We start from the raw sequence: 13,282 nt of genomic DNA on the forward strand, positions 1-13,282 counted from the left end.
AGAACCCCAGTTATCCACAGGTACTATAGGACGCCCTCTAGGGTTTGTGTAGAGAAGATTTTTCGCCACTAGCCGCGGGCGGCTTTTTCCTGCAACTCGCTCAGATACGCGCCGCGCCGGGCCACGAAACCGGCCAGCTGCGCGGTGTAATCCGGCGCCACCGCGTCGCGGACCGACGGGCGCGCCGCCACGGCCCGGCGCCAGGTCTGAACCTTGTCCAACCCGTTGAACACGCCGAAATTGCCGATGTCGTCGAACAGGTCGAAATAGCGAAACACCGGGCCAAACGCCGCGTCGACCAAGCTGAACCGTGCGCCATCGAAATACGGACCGTCACCCAGAACATCCGACAGCTTCTCGGCCTTGGTCCGCATCCGCACGGCGGCTGCGGCCAGTCTCTCGGCGCTGTCGGCGGCGTAGAAAGACGCGATGTCGTTCAGAAACGCCGAGGCGACCTCGATCCATCCCCGGTGCCGCGCACGGGCCAGCGCGTCGGCGGGGTGCAGCGGGTTGGGTTGGGTGTCCTCCAGGTATTCGACGATCACGGCACTTTCGAAAACCGCCACTCCCTCCACCAGCAGCACCGGCGTCTTACCCATGGGCGAGACCTCGAGGAACCATTCTGGTTTGTTCGACAGGTCGATGTCGCGGCGGGTGAAGGGCACCCCTTTCTCGGTCAAGGCAATCGCGGCGCGCTGTACATAAGGGCACAGGCTGTGGCTGATCAGGGTCAGGTTGGTCATGGGGCAGCTCCGATTTTACATGCGATTGCATGTAAATGGGTGCGCCTAGAGGATTGTCAAGGTACATGCGTTTGCATATTCCTACCCTATGTCGAACCACACCCAAACCTGGATTGCGCTGGCCCGCGCGCATACTCATCTTTTGACCGGGGTCGAGGCCGGGCTGAAAGCCGCCGGCCTTCCACCGCTGGCGTGGTACGATGTCCTGTGGGAACTGGAGCAATCCCCCGACCCGATGCGCCCCAAAGATCTGGAGCCTCGGCTGTTGTTACCGCAATACGGTTTGTCGCGCCTGCTGTCGCGGATCGAAGCGGCGGGCCTGATTTCCCGACAGCCCGATCCTGCCGATGGGCGTGGTCACTTACTGTCCCTGACACCCGACGGTCGGGCCACGCGCGCCGCCATGTGGCCGGTTTACGACGCCGCGCTGCGCGCCGGGTTCGACGGGTTGGCCGACCCGCAGCTGGCGCGCCTCACGCGGTTGTTGTCGCAGATCGGCCCGGCAGACAAAGTTTAAACTTCGGGGTTTTCATGGGGCCGAAAGATGCAAAACCCCGTTAAACTATGCCACTCAGCCGTCGGGCGCAAAATGCGCCGCGATGTGGCGCGTATGCGGCCGGTCGCGATGCTCGAACAGGTAAATCCCCTGCCACGTGCCCAACGCCATCCGCCCGCCCGACACCGGTATCTGCAAGCTGACCGGCAACAGCGCCGCCTTGATATGCGCGGGCATGTCGTCGGGCCCCTCGTAGGTGTGGGTCAGGTACCCCATCGACGGATCGGTGCTGGGTGGCACCAACCGGCGAAAGAAGTTCTGCAGGTCGGTCTGCACCTCGGGATCGGCGTTCTCCTGGATCAGCAAACTGCACGACGTGTGCCGCACCAACAGCGTCAGCAACCCGTCGCCCTGCACCCAGCGCGCCACCTGGCCGGTGAACTCGTAAAGCCCCGCCCCCCGTGTCGCGATTGTGAACTTCGTTTGCATGATCAGCCCCCCGGGCTTGCGCGATTCTGCGCTATCATCTGTGTCATTGCACAGGGAGGCAATCATGAACAAGATGACACCCGAACCCCGGATGACCGCCAAGGATTTCGACCAGGAACTCCTTGATCTGTATGACTTTTACGCGCATGGCAAAATCACCAAGCGCGAGTTTCTGGACCGCGCCGGCAAGTTCGCAGTGGGCGGAGTGACCGCTGTTGCGCTGCTGAGCATGCTCAGCCCGAACTATGCGCTGGCCGAACAGGTCAGCTTTAACGATCCCGACATCACGCCCGAGTACATCACCTATCCCTCGCCCAACGGCCATGGGCAGGTGCGCGGCTATTACGTGAAACCCGCCGGCGCCACCGGCCCCCTGCCCGCCGTTGTTGTGGTGCACGAAAACCGCGGCCTGAACCCGTATATCGAGGATGTCGCGCGCCGCGTTGCCAAGGCCGGGTTCATCGCGCTGGCGCCCGACGGGCTGAGCAGCGTCGGCGGCTATCCGGGCAACGATGCCGAGGGGCGCGAGCTGCAGCGCACCGTCGACCGCACCAAGCTGATGAACGATTTTTTCGCGGCTTATGAATACCTTGCAGGCCATTCTGATACCACGGGCAAGATCGGCTGCACCGGGTTCTGCTATGGCGGTGGCGTGTGCAACGCCATGGCGGTGGCCTATCCCGAACTGGGCGCCTCGGTTCCCTATTACGGCCGTCAGGCCCGTGCCGAAGACGTGCCGCGCATCCAGGCGCCGCTGCTGCTGCATTACGGCGAGCTGGACACACGCATCAACGAAGGCTGGCCGGACTACGAGGCGGCGCTGAAGGCCAACGGCAAAACCTATACCGCGCATATCTATGCCGGCGCCAATCACGGGTTCCACAACGACAGCACGCCGCGTTACGACGAAGCGATGGCCGAGCTGTCATGGCAGCGCACCATCGACTTTTTCAAGCAGCACCTGTCGTGACCACGGCTCGGGGGCGTCAGGCGCCCTCGACCAGATTCTTGAGGTTTTCCAGACCCTTCTGGTAGTCCGGACCAACCCAGCCATCCATCATCAACCCCATCCAGCGCAGCATGGGGTTGTTGCCATTGTCGCTGGTGAAGCCCCAGGTGACCTGCGTGGCGTCGCCCTGCGCGACCAGGTCGAAATAGGCCATCGCGGTGCCCATGTCGCCAAAATCCAGCGCGGTTTTCAGGTGGCTGGGTGCGGTGGCCTCGACGATCTCCATATTGCCGCTGCCCACTTGCGGGTGGTCCGAGGCCCAGGTCATCGTTGCGCCCACGCCCTCGGCCACGTCGCCATAGGTCAGCTGCACCTCGGGGTCACGGCTGAGCCAGGGTGACCAGGCTTCGGTCGCTTTCAGGTTGGCGACATGCGGGAAAATCTCCTCAGCCGGGGCGTCGATCGCGATCGACCGCGCCACGGATGTTTCCTTGGGCAGGAAGAACGCGCCGATCAGAAAAACCGCCAACACCAAGATAACAATACGAAAAATCCATTTGAGAACGGACATACCTACACCTTTTGCTGAAAATTCAGGCACAGGCTACCAGTTTGCCGGATTCGGACAAGGCTGGTGTGGGGTCAGGCAGGGGGGCGTTGGTCGAATAAATGGTTGCCCTGTTCGTCGATGGCCTGTTTCGCCTTGCGGATCGATACCTCGATGGCGACATCCTCGGCGTTGCAGACATCGGCACGCACCAGCTGATGGGTCTTTACCGCGCCATCGAAGTCTTTCTCGATCCGCGCGGCTACCCGAAAGCCGCCCGCATCTTTCATCGGTGCGGCAAAGATGCGGAACCCCTCATAGGTGACGGGTTCCGCCTCGGGCTTGGGTTTGCTGCCAAACAGGCGCGACAGGATCGACATCACTGATCCAGAAAGCTGCGCAGTTTGCGCGAGCGGCTGGGATGTTTCAGCTTTCTCAGGGCCTTCGCCTCGATCTGACGAATACGTTCGCGCGTCACGCTGAACTGCTGCCCCACCTCTTCCAGCGTGTGGTCTGTGTTCATACCGATACCGAACCGCATGCGCAGCACGCGTTCTTCGCGCGGGGTGAGCGAGGCCAGAACCCGGGTCGTGGTTTCCTTCAGGTTCTCCTGAATGGCGGAATCCAGCGGCAGCACGGCGTTCTTGTCTTCGATGAAATCGCCCAGCTGGCTGTCTTCTTCGTCGCCGATGGGGGTTTCCAGCGAAATCGGTTCCTTGGCGATCTTCATCACCTTGCGAACCTTCTCCAGCGGCATTTGCAGCTTTTCGGCCAGTTCTTCCGGCGTCGGCTCGCGGCCGATTTCGTGCAGCATCTGGCGGCCGGTACGCACCAGCTTGTTGATCGTCTCGATCATGTGCACCGGGATACGGATCGTGCGGGCCTGATCGGCGATAGACCGGGTGATCGCCTGACGGATCCACCAGGTGGCGTAGGTGGAGAATTTATAGCCGCGGCGGTACTCGAACTTGTCCACCGCCTTCATCAGGCCAATATTGCCTTCCTGAATAAGATCAAGGAATTGCAGGCCACGGTTGGTGTATTTCTTGGCAATCGAGATCACCAGGCGCAGGTTGGCCTCGACCATCTCTTTCTTGGCCTGACGTGCTTCTTTCTCGCCCTTTTGCACCTGCTGCACGATGCGGCGGAACTCACCGATATCGACGCCCACATACTGGCCGACCTGCGCCATCTCGGCGCGCAGTTCCTCGACCTTGTCCTGCGAGCGTTCGGTGAAGGCCTGCCAGCCGCGGCCGGGCTTGGCGGCCATCCGCTCCATCCAGGTTGGGTCCAGTTCGGAGCCCTTGTATTCCTCGACAAATTCGCGGCGATTGATGCGCGCCTGGTCGGCCAGCTTCACCATGCCGCTGTCGATCGACATGATCTTGCGGTTGATGCCGTAAAGCTGGTCGATCAGCGCTTCGATCCGGTTGTTGTGCAGGTGCAGTTCGTTCACCAGGTCGACGATTTCCTGGCGCAGCTTCTGATACGCAGCCTCTTCTTTGTCCGAGAAACTGTCATCCTCGTTCAGGGTGGCCGACATCCGCATGTCTTGCATCTCGGACAACATGGCATAGTCGCGCGCGATCAGGTCCAGTGTTTCCAATACCTGCGGCTTCAACGCTGCTTCCATCGCGGCCAGGGACAAGTTGGCCTGTTCGTCTTCGTCGTCTTCTTCTTCAGCCTTGATCGGGTTGCCGTCGGCGTCCAGTTCGGGCTGCGCTTCGGCCTTGGGCTTGGTATCTGTGTTGGCGGCGACGTCCGCGACCGGTGCGGTGTCGTCCTCTTCCCCGTCCATCGAACGGCCAAAGGTTGCGTCCAGATCGATCACATCGCGCAGCAGGATGTCTTCGCTCAGCAATTCGTCACGCCAGATGGTGATGGCCTGAAAGGTCAGCGGGCTTTCGCACAGGCCCGAGATCATGGTGTTGCGGCCGGCCTCGATCCGCTTGGCGATGGCGATCTCGCCCTCACGGCTGAGCAGTTCGACCGAGCCCATCTCGCGCAGATACATGCGCACCGGGTCATCGGTGCGGTCCAGCTTTTCGGTTTCGGTCTGCGCGACGGTAACCTCGCGCGAATTCGAAGTGGTGGTAACCTCGGTCGAGCCTTTTTGCTCTTCGTCTTCGGCCTCTTCCTCTTCGATGATGTTGATGCCCATTTCGGACAGCATCGACATCACGTCTTCGATTTGTTCCGAACTGACCTGATCCGGCGGCAGAACCTGGTTCAGCTGTTCATAGGTGATATAGCCCCGCTCACGCGCATCGCCGATCATCTTCTTGACCGCGGCCTGGCTCATATCGAGCGAGACATCCTGGTCCTGAACGTCGGTCTTGCTGTCGTCAGTGTCTTTTGCGGCCATGTTTTGCTCCTGCTACGGGGCGGGTGATTCGTTTTGGCGGTTCTGCGAATCAATACCGCGAATCAACCGGATGCACACCCGTTTAGCTGTGTTTCTTTATTCAATCATGGCCGTATCGTCACGGCCCCTTATCTGCGTCCTGCCCAAAGCCGATCTGGTTCAGCAACTCGTCAAAGGCGTTACGCTCTTCCTTGTCCATCCGGGCTCCGTTGGGCCCAACTTCGAATTCCCCGCGCTCTTCATTGCCGGATCGCCCGGCACTGTTGCGCGCCTCGGCGGCCTGACTGAGCCGCCATGTCAGCCCCTCATCTGCCAGGCCGTCAATATCCTGCACGGCCTCGGCCACCTCACGGGCCGATCCGCGCGCCGCTTGCAGTTTCTGAATCTCTTCGCCCAGGCAAAGGGCGGCTTTTTCGGTATTCTGCGGACTGACCTGCGGGGGTGATATTTGCACATGGCGCAGTGCAAACAGGTTTTCAAGGGGACCCGTGCCCAAATCCGCCTCCAACTCAGCGCGCAAATTGTCTGCTTCGGCATGGCGCAGCAGAGCATTTTGCAAGCGTTGATGTTCTGCGCCCGTGAAATCGAGCACTTCCAGCGGGCCTTCGAACTGCGTGATCAGGGTTGGATGGGTCACGAACCCGGCCAGGATCACAGCTTCGCGCAGTGCTTCGGGAAACTGATCGTCGGCAGCAGCAAGGGCAGAACCTTTGGTGGACGACAGAACCGCGGGACCACGCGGCGCAAAACGGCCGCCACGCTTGCCCTGCCCTTGCGGACGCGCCATTCGAAACAATTGCCAACGCAGGTTTCGAATTTCTTCACCGTAATGCTGCCGGATAGACGGATCCTTGATCCGGCCGATGGCGGCGCGCAGGTCCTTGTCCAGCGCGGCCTTGCGTTCGGGGCTGTCAAAACTTTTACCCTCGGTCTCGCGTTGCCAAAGCAACTGAACCATGGGTTTGGCCTCATCCAATAGCTTGGCAATGGCGGGGGGGCCTGCGGCACGGATCACGTCATCGGGGTCCTGCCCCGGTGGCATGACGGCAAAACGCAGCGACTGTCCCGCCTCGATCAGAGGCAATGACAGGTCGATCACCCGCAACGCGGCGGCCATACCGGCCCGGTCCCCATCCAGCGCGATGGTCGGCTCGGGTGATATGCGCCAAAGATGAGCCAGCTGATGCTCGGTCACGGCGGTACCCAGGGGCGCCACGGCCGCTGTAAAGCCAGCCTCCGACAGGGCAATCACGTCCATATACCCCTCGGCCACGATCAACGGCGCACCTTTGCCCGCTGCCTCGCGCGCCCGCGCGTGATTGTAAAGACTGCGGCCTTTGTCGAACAACTCGGTCTCGGGCGAGTTCAGGTATTTCGCTTTGTCATCCGGATCCATTGCGCGACCGCCAAAGGCGATGGCCCGACCGCGCGCGTCGCGGATCGGAAACATGATGCGGTCGCGGAACGTGTCATAGGGCTTGCCGCCACGGTTCGACGGTTTGGCAAGGCCCGCGGCCAGAATCAGATCTTCGTCAACGGACTTGCCGCGCAAGTGGTCCCAAAGCGCCTGCCAACCGCCGGGGGCATAGCCGATCTCCCACCGGGCCAGCGCCTCGTCTTGCAGGCCCCGCCCCGCCAGATACTGCCGCGCAGGCGAGCCCGCACCTGTTTGCAGCTGCAGGCGGAAGAACTGCACGGCAAGTTCCATGACCTCATGCAACTGCGTGCGCCGGTCCGCCTTTTCTCGGGCGCGCGGATCGCTGGCCGGCATTTGCATTCCCGCCTCGCCGGCCAAGATCTCCACCGCTTCCATGAAGCCGACATTTTCGGTCTCGCGCACGAAGGTGATCGCATCCCCTTTGGCGTGGCAGCCGAAGCAATAGTAATACCCTTTGCGATCGTCGACGTGGAAGCTGGCAGTTTTCTCCTGGTGGAACGGGCAAGGTGCCCACATGTCGCCCTTGGCCTGGTTCGATTTGTGGCTGTCCCACATGACCTTGCGGCCCACCACGTCGCTGAGCGACAGGCGGGTGCGCAATTCATCAAGGAAACCGGGGGGCAGCGACATGCGTCATATATTGAGCCGCCGACCAGCAAGTGTCCAGTGGGCGTGCGCGCTTAATACGCCCCCATGCCCAGCACCACCATGATCACCAGAATGGCCGTAATCAGAACCGGCGCTTCGATCGCAAAACGACGGGCGCGCGCCGGGGCTTTGGCCTGAAAGGCATCGCAATTCTGTGACAGGGCTTCCAGATCTTTGCGCGCCGCCTTGATGCGTGAATCCAGAATGCCCGCCATCAGGAAAGCCACGATCACAAGAACGCCATAGGTTGACAAAATGTCTCCAAACCCTGCGATTGCCCCGCTTGTCCAGGCGCGCGCCAACCCCAGAAGCATCGTCAATCCCCCTGCCGAGCCCAGAGCCAGCCCGGATACCCGCGAAATACGGGCCAGGACATTTGCGGCCACCATACCGCTTCCGGCGGCAATGGACGGATACAAAACCAACGCCAAAAACAGCGCCCCGCCGGCCCAGAAAACACCTGCTGCAATATGTAGAAAATGAACAGCCAACAACACGGATGGCCTCCCCCTATGTTAATTTGCTTTACATAAGGGGAGGCCATCCGTGCTTTCAAGCCAGCGGCGAAAGAAAAAGCGTCAGAGTCCTTTTTCGCGGTAACTGCGCGACACACGTTCGATTGACACGATATAGGCCGCGGTGCGCAGGTCGGTGACGTCATCGCGGCTGTGCCAGACCTCGCGCATCGACTGGTACGCAGCCCGCATCGTGTCATCGAGACCCGAGCGGACCAGCTCCAGTTCGTCCGCCCCGCGCAAGTATCTATCCTTAAAATCAGGGCGCAATGACCACGCATCGCCGAGGTAATTATCAAGCCGCTCCAGTTCATCCACAATCAGTTGATGGCGCGCCTCTTCCTGACGGCGCTGCATACGGCCAAACCGGATGTGGCTGAGGTTCTTGACCCATTCGAAATACGACACCGTCACACCACCGGCATTGGCGTACATGTCGGGGATGATCACCGTGCCGCGGTCACGCAGCACCTCATCAGCCCCGGCGGTCACGGGGCCGTTAGCGGCCTCGATGATCAGGGGCGCCTTGATCCGGTCGGCATTGGACAGGTTGATGACCCCTTCCAGCGCGGCGGGGATCAGGATATCGCACTCTTCCTCCAGCACGCTGGCCCCGTCGGTCTTGTGACGTGCATCCGGAAACTCTGCGACACCTCCGTTTTTGACGATCCAGGCCTTCACGGCCTCTACATCCAATCCGTTGGGATTAAACAACGCGCCGTCGCGTTCGATGATGCCGGTGATGATGGCGCCGTCTTCGGCCTGCAGGAACTTGGCGGCGTGATAACCGACATTGCCCAGCCCCTGCACGATCACGCGCTTGCCTTCCAGCGTGCCGTTCAAACCGGCCTTGGCCATGTCACGCGGATCACGGAAGAACTCGCGCAATGCATATTGCACCCCGCGGCCCGTCGCCTCAACCCGGCCCTGGATGCCGCCCGCATGGGCCGGCTTGCCGGTCACGCAGGCATTGGCGTTGATATCGGTGGTGTTCATGCGGCGGTACTGGTCGGCGATCCACGCCATCTCGCGCTCGCCGGTCCCCATGTCGGGCGCGGGCACGTTTTGCGACGGGTTGATCAGGTCGCGCTTGGCCAGTTCATAGGCAAAGCGACGGGTGATCAGTTCCAGCTCATGCTCCTCATATTCGCGCGGATCGATGCACAAGCCGCCCTTTGAGCCACCAAAGGGCGTTTCCACCAGCGCGCATTTGAATGTCATCAGGGCGGCCAGCGCTTCGACCTCATCCTGATTTACGCCCAGAGCGTACCGGATGCCGCCTTTGACCGGCTCCATATGTTCGGAATGGACCGAGCGGTAGCCCGTGAAGGTCTGGATCTGACCACGCAGCCGGACGCCAAAACGCACGGTATAGGTCGCGTTGCAGACGCGGATCTTCTCTTCCAATCCGGGTGGCAGATCCATAAGCGCCACTGCGCGGTTGAACATCATGTCGACGGATTCACGAAAACTTGGTTCTTGGATGCTGGTCATCGGCCCCTCCTCAGGCACAGAGACTCACTTTGAACACGGTTCTCACCGTAAACATGAATTGTTTCTTGGCCAGTAAACAATCGCCTTTGAAACATTCGATTGGTAACCGCCGGTGATCGGTAAAACGTTAAAATACAGATAATTCAAACAAACTGCCCCAATGCTGCCCCATTCTTCGCCGACAAAACCGGGTGGGGATTCGCGCAGGCGCGATGTTGCGTTGCGTGTTTCAAAGAGAGGTGCTTGATATGTTGCTTCGCCTTGCAACCGGTTTGTCCACATGCCGCACGATTGTGCGCCGCATGAAGCAATTCCGTAAGGACGAAGATGGTTCGATGGTTCTGTTTTCGCTTTTCATCCTGATGTTGATGTTGATGGCCGGCGGTATGGCCGTTGATGTTATGCGCGCCGAATACATGCGTGTGACAATCCAGCAGACGCTGGACCGCGCCGTTTTGGCGGCAGCCGACCTTGATCAGACCGAAGATGCCAAAGGCGTCGTGGTCGACTATTTCGACAAGGCGGGTCTTGCCGCCTACCTGGACCCGAACGATGTGTATGTGAACCATTCTTCTGCCGCCGGGCAGTTGAGCTATCGCCGGGTTTCGGCAACCGCCAGCACCGATGTCGACGCGATCTTCATGCAGATGCTTGGAATCGACACACTGGCTGCTGCGGGGTCATCGACCGCAGAAGAAGGCATCACCGATCTGGAAATCTCGTTGGTGGTGGACGTGTCGGGGTCGATGGGCGACCCGTCGAGCACCGGCAACTCGAAGATCTACGAGCTGCGCGAAGCCGCGAAGGATTTCTCGTACTATATGCAATGTAACCCCAACACGACCCGCAACTCAGGGGCGACATGCTCTGTCGGTGAGGGCAAAGTGTCGATCACGCTGGTTCCCTATTCCGAACAGGTTGTTGTCGGCGAAGACCTGCTGGACGGGTTTGACGTGTCGGCCGAACACGACGACAGCCACTGTGTCACCTTTGCAGCAAGCGATTTTGACACTGTTTCAATTCCGTTGGACGTTGAACTCAGCCGGACAGGTCACTTTGACCCGTGGGGCAACGGCACGTATGCCAGCAACAACCGCAGAACCTGCCGTACGAATTCATGGCGTGAAATCCGGTTGTTTGTCGAAGACTGGACAGAGCTGGGCGGATACATCAACAGCCTGTCGGCCGGTGGCAACACGTCGATCGACCTGGGCATGAAATGGGGTGCGGCGCTGCTGGATCCGTCTGTGCAGCCCATCGTGCAGGAATTCACGAACACGGCTTATGGCGCAGGCAACAAGAAGATCCACGCATCTTTCGCCAACCGGCCCTATGCCTATACCCAAGACTATTCGATGAAAGTGATCGTTCTGATGACAGACGGTCGCAACACGTCGCAGCACTATCTGAAAGATGAGTATCGCGATGGTCTGTCCGAGGTATGGCGCAACACGTATTATAACGACCGTTATTCGATCTATAACGCCGATCGGGACGAGTACTATTACACCTATGACGGCACGTGGAACCCCGAGCCCTTCGGCGATATGGATGGCGAGGAAGTGACGACAACCAACACCTATTGCTACTGGTCCTGGTGGTATGGTCGCCGTTGCTACACCGAAACCGTGACCGAGGTTGTGAACCAGCCCGGGTCGGCCGTGCAGATGAAATACCAGGAAGTGTGGGAGGAGTTCACCACCGATTGGTTCGGCGATTGGTCCTGGCTGCCCAATCCGGAACAAAGCTGGGGCAACTCGACCAAAAATACGCGCCTGAACAACATCTGCAGTGCTGCAAAGAATGCCGGCATCATCATATACACCATCGGTTTCGAGGTGTCGGGCAGTGATGGCACCGTCATGTCGAACTGCGCCACAACGCCCGCGCATTACTTCAGTGCCAACGGGTCGAACCTGGCTCAAACCTTTGGCGTCATTGCAAGTTCGATCAACCAGCTGAGGCTGACCCAATGATCAAGTTTCCGAGTATCTTCAAACGCCTGCGCCGATTTAGGCGCCGGGAAGGCGGCACCGCCACGATGGAGTTTGCCATCTTCTTTCCGGTGTTTTTTGCCATCTTCCTTTCCGGGTTCGAGCTGTCCTTTGTCATGATCCGCCAAATGTGGCTGGAACGCGCGCTGGACATGACCGTACGGGACCTGCGTCTTGGCACATGGCCGAATGTCAGCCAGGACGTACTGAAGGCCGATATCTGTGATGGCATGGGGAATCTGGTCCAGAATTGCGACAGCGAGCTGATGCTGGAGCTTCGGACCGTGGACCGCGTTTCATGGGTGACCCCCAACCCGGCTGCAACTTGTGTTGACCGGGGAGAAGACGTGCAGCCCGTCACATCGTTCGAACCGGGCACCGAAAATGAAATGGTTCTAATTCGCGCCTGTATCCTGATGGACCCGATCTTCCCGGGCACGGCCTTGGCGCTGATCCTTGAACAGAACCGCGGCGATGGCGTCGCCTTGGTGGCAACGTCCGGCTTCGTGAACGAACCCGGCACCGGAACGGAGAGCTAAGCCATGAAAATGCTACGCCCCCTCACCCGTGCCCTGCGCCGTTTTCGTCGTGACGAACGTGGTTTGATCACCGCCGAAGCCGTGATCGCCATGCCATTTCTTGTCTGGTGGTACATCGGCAGCTTTGTGTTCTTTGACGCATTCCAAGCCCGTAACGTAAACCTGAAAGCGGCCTATACGGTCGCCGACATGCTCAGCCGTGAAGATGGCTCGGTCAACGCCAACTATATTTACGGGCTGGAGCGGGTTTATAGCTATCTGGCCACCGGCAGCGGTTCGAATGCAGCCATTCGGGTCACCTTGGTACGGTGTTCCCAGAATTGCGACCAAGACAATGGGTATCGCTTGCTTGAAGTGGACTGGTCGATGGGCACCGACGATCTGGCCGCGCTGACGACCGGGCAGATGTCCACCTATCTGGATGATATCCCAATCATGCCAGCTGGCGACCGGGTGATCCTGCTGGAAACGTTCATCGACTATGAACCGGCTTGGGATGTGGGCATTTTGAACCCGTCAGACTTCGACAACCTGATTGTCACGCGCCCGCGCTTTGTCCCACAGATCCAGTTCGAAAGCTAACGAGCCGGACGCTGGGCCAGAACCGCGCTGATGGCCTCGGCCATGAATTTGGTTTGCCCGGCGGATGTGACGCCCCCAACACCAAACCGGCGCCCCATGCTCCACCACAGGCCCGGCGCCCAGTTGCGCCCAATGCCTGTGGACAGTGTAAGAACAAAGCCGTTCGACGGCTTCATGGCGAACATGCCACGGTCAATTCGAGTAACATCGTCCATCGGCACCAACAACGCACCGTTTTCCAACGAAATCCCTTCATCCGTCAGGATCAACGCCGCAGCCGTTGCGCGACGCATCCATTCCGCCATCGCCAGCGCCCCCAGCCCTATTGCCAGGATCAATGCCTGAAATCCTACGGACGAATGATCGCGCCCCAAGGCCAGGATCAAACAGATCGCGCCCAGCAGGGCAAGTGTGCCAATTCCGAAGACACGGCGACCAATCGAAGGCGCCACGCGGGCGATGGGTTCGGGCATTGAAGGCACC

General features: G+C 59.9%; 14 protein-coding genes. 5 read left to right on the forward strand and 9 right to left on the reverse strand.

The window, feature by feature from the left end:
- Positions 1-68: 68 nt before the first annotated feature.
- Complete coding sequence (locus ACMU_RS09555) at positions 69-743, reverse strand: glutathione S-transferase family protein (protein WP_035259012.1); 675 nt, start codon at positions 741-743, stop codon at positions 69-71.
- Between the two features lie 88 nt (positions 744-831).
- Here ACMU_RS09555 and ACMU_RS09560 point away from each other — a divergent pair, with 88 nt between their 5' ends.
- Complete coding sequence (locus ACMU_RS09560) at positions 832-1,260, forward strand: MarR family winged helix-turn-helix transcriptional regulator (protein WP_035259014.1); 429 nt, start codon at positions 832-834, stop codon at positions 1,258-1,260.
- Positions 1,261-1,314: 54 nt separating this feature from the next.
- Here the strand turns inward: ACMU_RS09560 and ACMU_RS09565 are convergent, their stop codons facing one another.
- The gene (locus tag ACMU_RS09565) at positions 1,315-1,728 is read right to left on the reverse strand and encodes a secondary thiamine-phosphate synthase enzyme YjbQ (protein WP_035259678.1); all 414 of its coding nucleotides are present in this window, start codon (positions 1,726-1,728) and stop codon (positions 1,315-1,317) included.
- 73 nt (positions 1,729-1,801) lie between these two features.
- Here ACMU_RS09565 and yghX point away from each other — a divergent pair, with 73 nt between their 5' ends.
- Positions 1,802-2,698, forward strand: coding sequence for a YghX family hydrolase (yghX, locus tag ACMU_RS09570; RefSeq protein ID WP_035259679.1), 897 nt, complete (start codon positions 1,802-1,804; stop codon positions 2,696-2,698).
- 16 nt (positions 2,699-2,714) lie between these two features.
- Here the strand turns inward: yghX and ACMU_RS09575 are convergent, their stop codons facing one another.
- From ACMU_RS09575 to ACMU_RS09600, 6 genes are all read right to left on the reverse strand, one after another.
- A complete protein-coding gene (locus tag ACMU_RS09575; protein ID WP_236626246.1) occupies positions 2,715-3,209 on the reverse strand; it encodes an SRPBCC family protein in 495 nt (164 codons plus the stop codon).
- 110 nt (positions 3,210-3,319) lie between these two features.
- The gene (locus ACMU_RS09580; RefSeq protein ID WP_035259018.1) at positions 3,320-3,604 is read right to left on the reverse strand and encodes an HlyU family transcriptional regulator; all 285 of its coding nucleotides are present in this window, start codon (positions 3,602-3,604) and stop codon (positions 3,320-3,322) included.
- On the reverse strand, positions 3,604-5,589 hold the full coding sequence (gene rpoD, locus ACMU_RS09585) for an RNA polymerase sigma factor RpoD (RefSeq protein ID WP_035259020.1): 1,986 nt from the start codon (positions 5,587-5,589) through the stop codon (positions 3,604-3,606). The genes ACMU_RS09580 and rpoD overlap by 1 nt, the downstream gene beginning before the upstream one ends.
- Before the next feature lie 118 nt (positions 5,590-5,707).
- Positions 5,708-7,657, reverse strand: coding sequence for a DNA primase (dnaG, locus tag ACMU_RS09590; protein WP_035259022.1), 1,950 nt, complete (start codon positions 7,655-7,657; stop codon positions 5,708-5,710).
- Between the two features lie 50 nt (positions 7,658-7,707).
- On the reverse strand, positions 7,708-8,172 hold the full coding sequence (locus ACMU_RS09595) for a hypothetical protein (protein ID WP_035259024.1): 465 nt from the start codon (positions 8,170-8,172) through the stop codon (positions 7,708-7,710).
- An 81-nt stretch (positions 8,173-8,253) separates the two neighbouring features.
- Complete coding sequence (locus ACMU_RS09600; RefSeq protein ID WP_035259026.1) at positions 8,254-9,684, reverse strand: Glu/Leu/Phe/Val family dehydrogenase; 1,431 nt, start codon at positions 9,682-9,684, stop codon at positions 8,254-8,256.
- A 302-nt stretch (positions 9,685-9,986) separates the two neighbouring features.
- Here ACMU_RS09600 and ACMU_RS09605 point away from each other — a divergent pair, with 302 nt between their 5' ends.
- The 3 genes from ACMU_RS09605 to ACMU_RS09615 are packed head-to-tail and all read left to right on the forward strand — an operon-like array spanning position 9,987 to position 12,799.
- Entirely contained in the window at positions 9,987-11,660 is a 1,674-nt protein-coding gene (locus tag ACMU_RS09605) for a TadE/TadG family type IV pilus assembly protein (protein WP_161635659.1), read from the forward strand.
- Positions 11,657-12,217 (forward strand): TadE/TadG family type IV pilus assembly protein, encoded by a 561-nt coding sequence (locus tag ACMU_RS09610; RefSeq protein WP_035259028.1) that lies wholly within the window; start codon positions 11,657-11,659, stop codon positions 12,215-12,217. The genes ACMU_RS09605 and ACMU_RS09610 overlap by 4 nt, the downstream gene beginning before the upstream one ends.
- Positions 12,218-12,220: 3 nt before the next feature.
- Positions 12,221-12,799, forward strand: a complete 579-nt coding sequence (locus ACMU_RS09615) for a TadE/TadG family type IV pilus assembly protein (protein ID WP_152544575.1) — start codon at positions 12,221-12,223, stop codon at positions 12,797-12,799.
- Here ACMU_RS09615 and ACMU_RS09620 read toward each other — a convergent pair.
- Positions 12,796-13,272, reverse strand: a complete 477-nt coding sequence (locus ACMU_RS09620; RefSeq protein ID WP_035259032.1) for a hypothetical protein — start codon at positions 13,270-13,272, stop codon at positions 12,796-12,798. The two genes, ACMU_RS09615 and ACMU_RS09620, sit on opposite strands and share 4 nt — an antisense overlap.
- Positions 13,273-13,282 lie beyond the last annotated feature (10 nt).

Source organism: Actibacterium mucosum KCTC 23349, from assembly GCF_000647975.1.
GTDB classification, from domain to species: domain Bacteria; phylum Pseudomonadota; class Alphaproteobacteria; order Rhodobacterales; family Rhodobacteraceae; genus Actibacterium; species Actibacterium mucosum.

Excerpts from the sequence above, each read along its gene's own strand:
- ACMU_RS09605 (WP_161635659.1), top strand. The coding sequence starts at position 9,987 with ATGAAGCAATTCCGTAAGGACGAAGATGGTTCGATGGTTCTGTTTTCG.
- yghX (WP_035259679.1), top strand. The coding sequence starts at position 1,802 with ATGACACCCGAACCCCGGATGACCGCCAAGGATTTCGACCAGGAACTC.
- rpoD (WP_035259020.1), bottom strand. The coding sequence starts at position 5,589 with ATGGCCGCAAAAGACACTGACGACAGCAAGACCGACGTTCAGGACCAG.
- ACMU_RS09615 (WP_152544575.1), top strand. The coding sequence starts at position 12,221 with ATGAAAATGCTACGCCCCCTCACCCGTGCCCTGCGCCGTTTTCGTCGT.
- ACMU_RS09560 (WP_035259014.1), top strand. The coding sequence starts at position 832 with ATGTCGAACCACACCCAAACCTGGATTGCGCTGGCCCGCGCGCATACT.
- dnaG (WP_035259022.1), bottom strand. The coding sequence starts at position 7,657 with ATGTCGCTGCCCCCCGGTTTCCTTGATGAATTGCGCACCCGCCTGTCG.
- ACMU_RS09580 (WP_035259018.1), bottom strand. The coding sequence starts at position 3,604 with ATGTCGATCCTGTCGCGCCTGTTTGGCAGCAAACCCAAGCCCGAGGCG.
- ACMU_RS09610 (WP_035259028.1), top strand. The coding sequence starts at position 11,657 with ATGATCAAGTTTCCGAGTATCTTCAAACGCCTGCGCCGATTTAGGCGC.
- ACMU_RS09555 (WP_035259012.1), bottom strand. The coding sequence starts at position 743 with ATGACCAACCTGACCCTGATCAGCCACAGCCTGTGCCCTTATGTACAG.
- ACMU_RS09620 (WP_035259032.1), bottom strand. The coding sequence starts at position 13,272 with ATGCCCGAACCCATCGCCCGCGTGGCGCCTTCGATTGGTCGCCGTGTC.
- ACMU_RS09565 (WP_035259678.1), bottom strand. The coding sequence starts at position 1,728 with ATGCAAACGAAGTTCACAATCGCGACACGGGGGGCGGGGCTTTACGAG.
- ACMU_RS09600 (WP_035259026.1), bottom strand. The coding sequence starts at position 9,684 with ATGACCAGCATCCAAGAACCAAGTTTTCGTGAATCCGTCGACATGATG.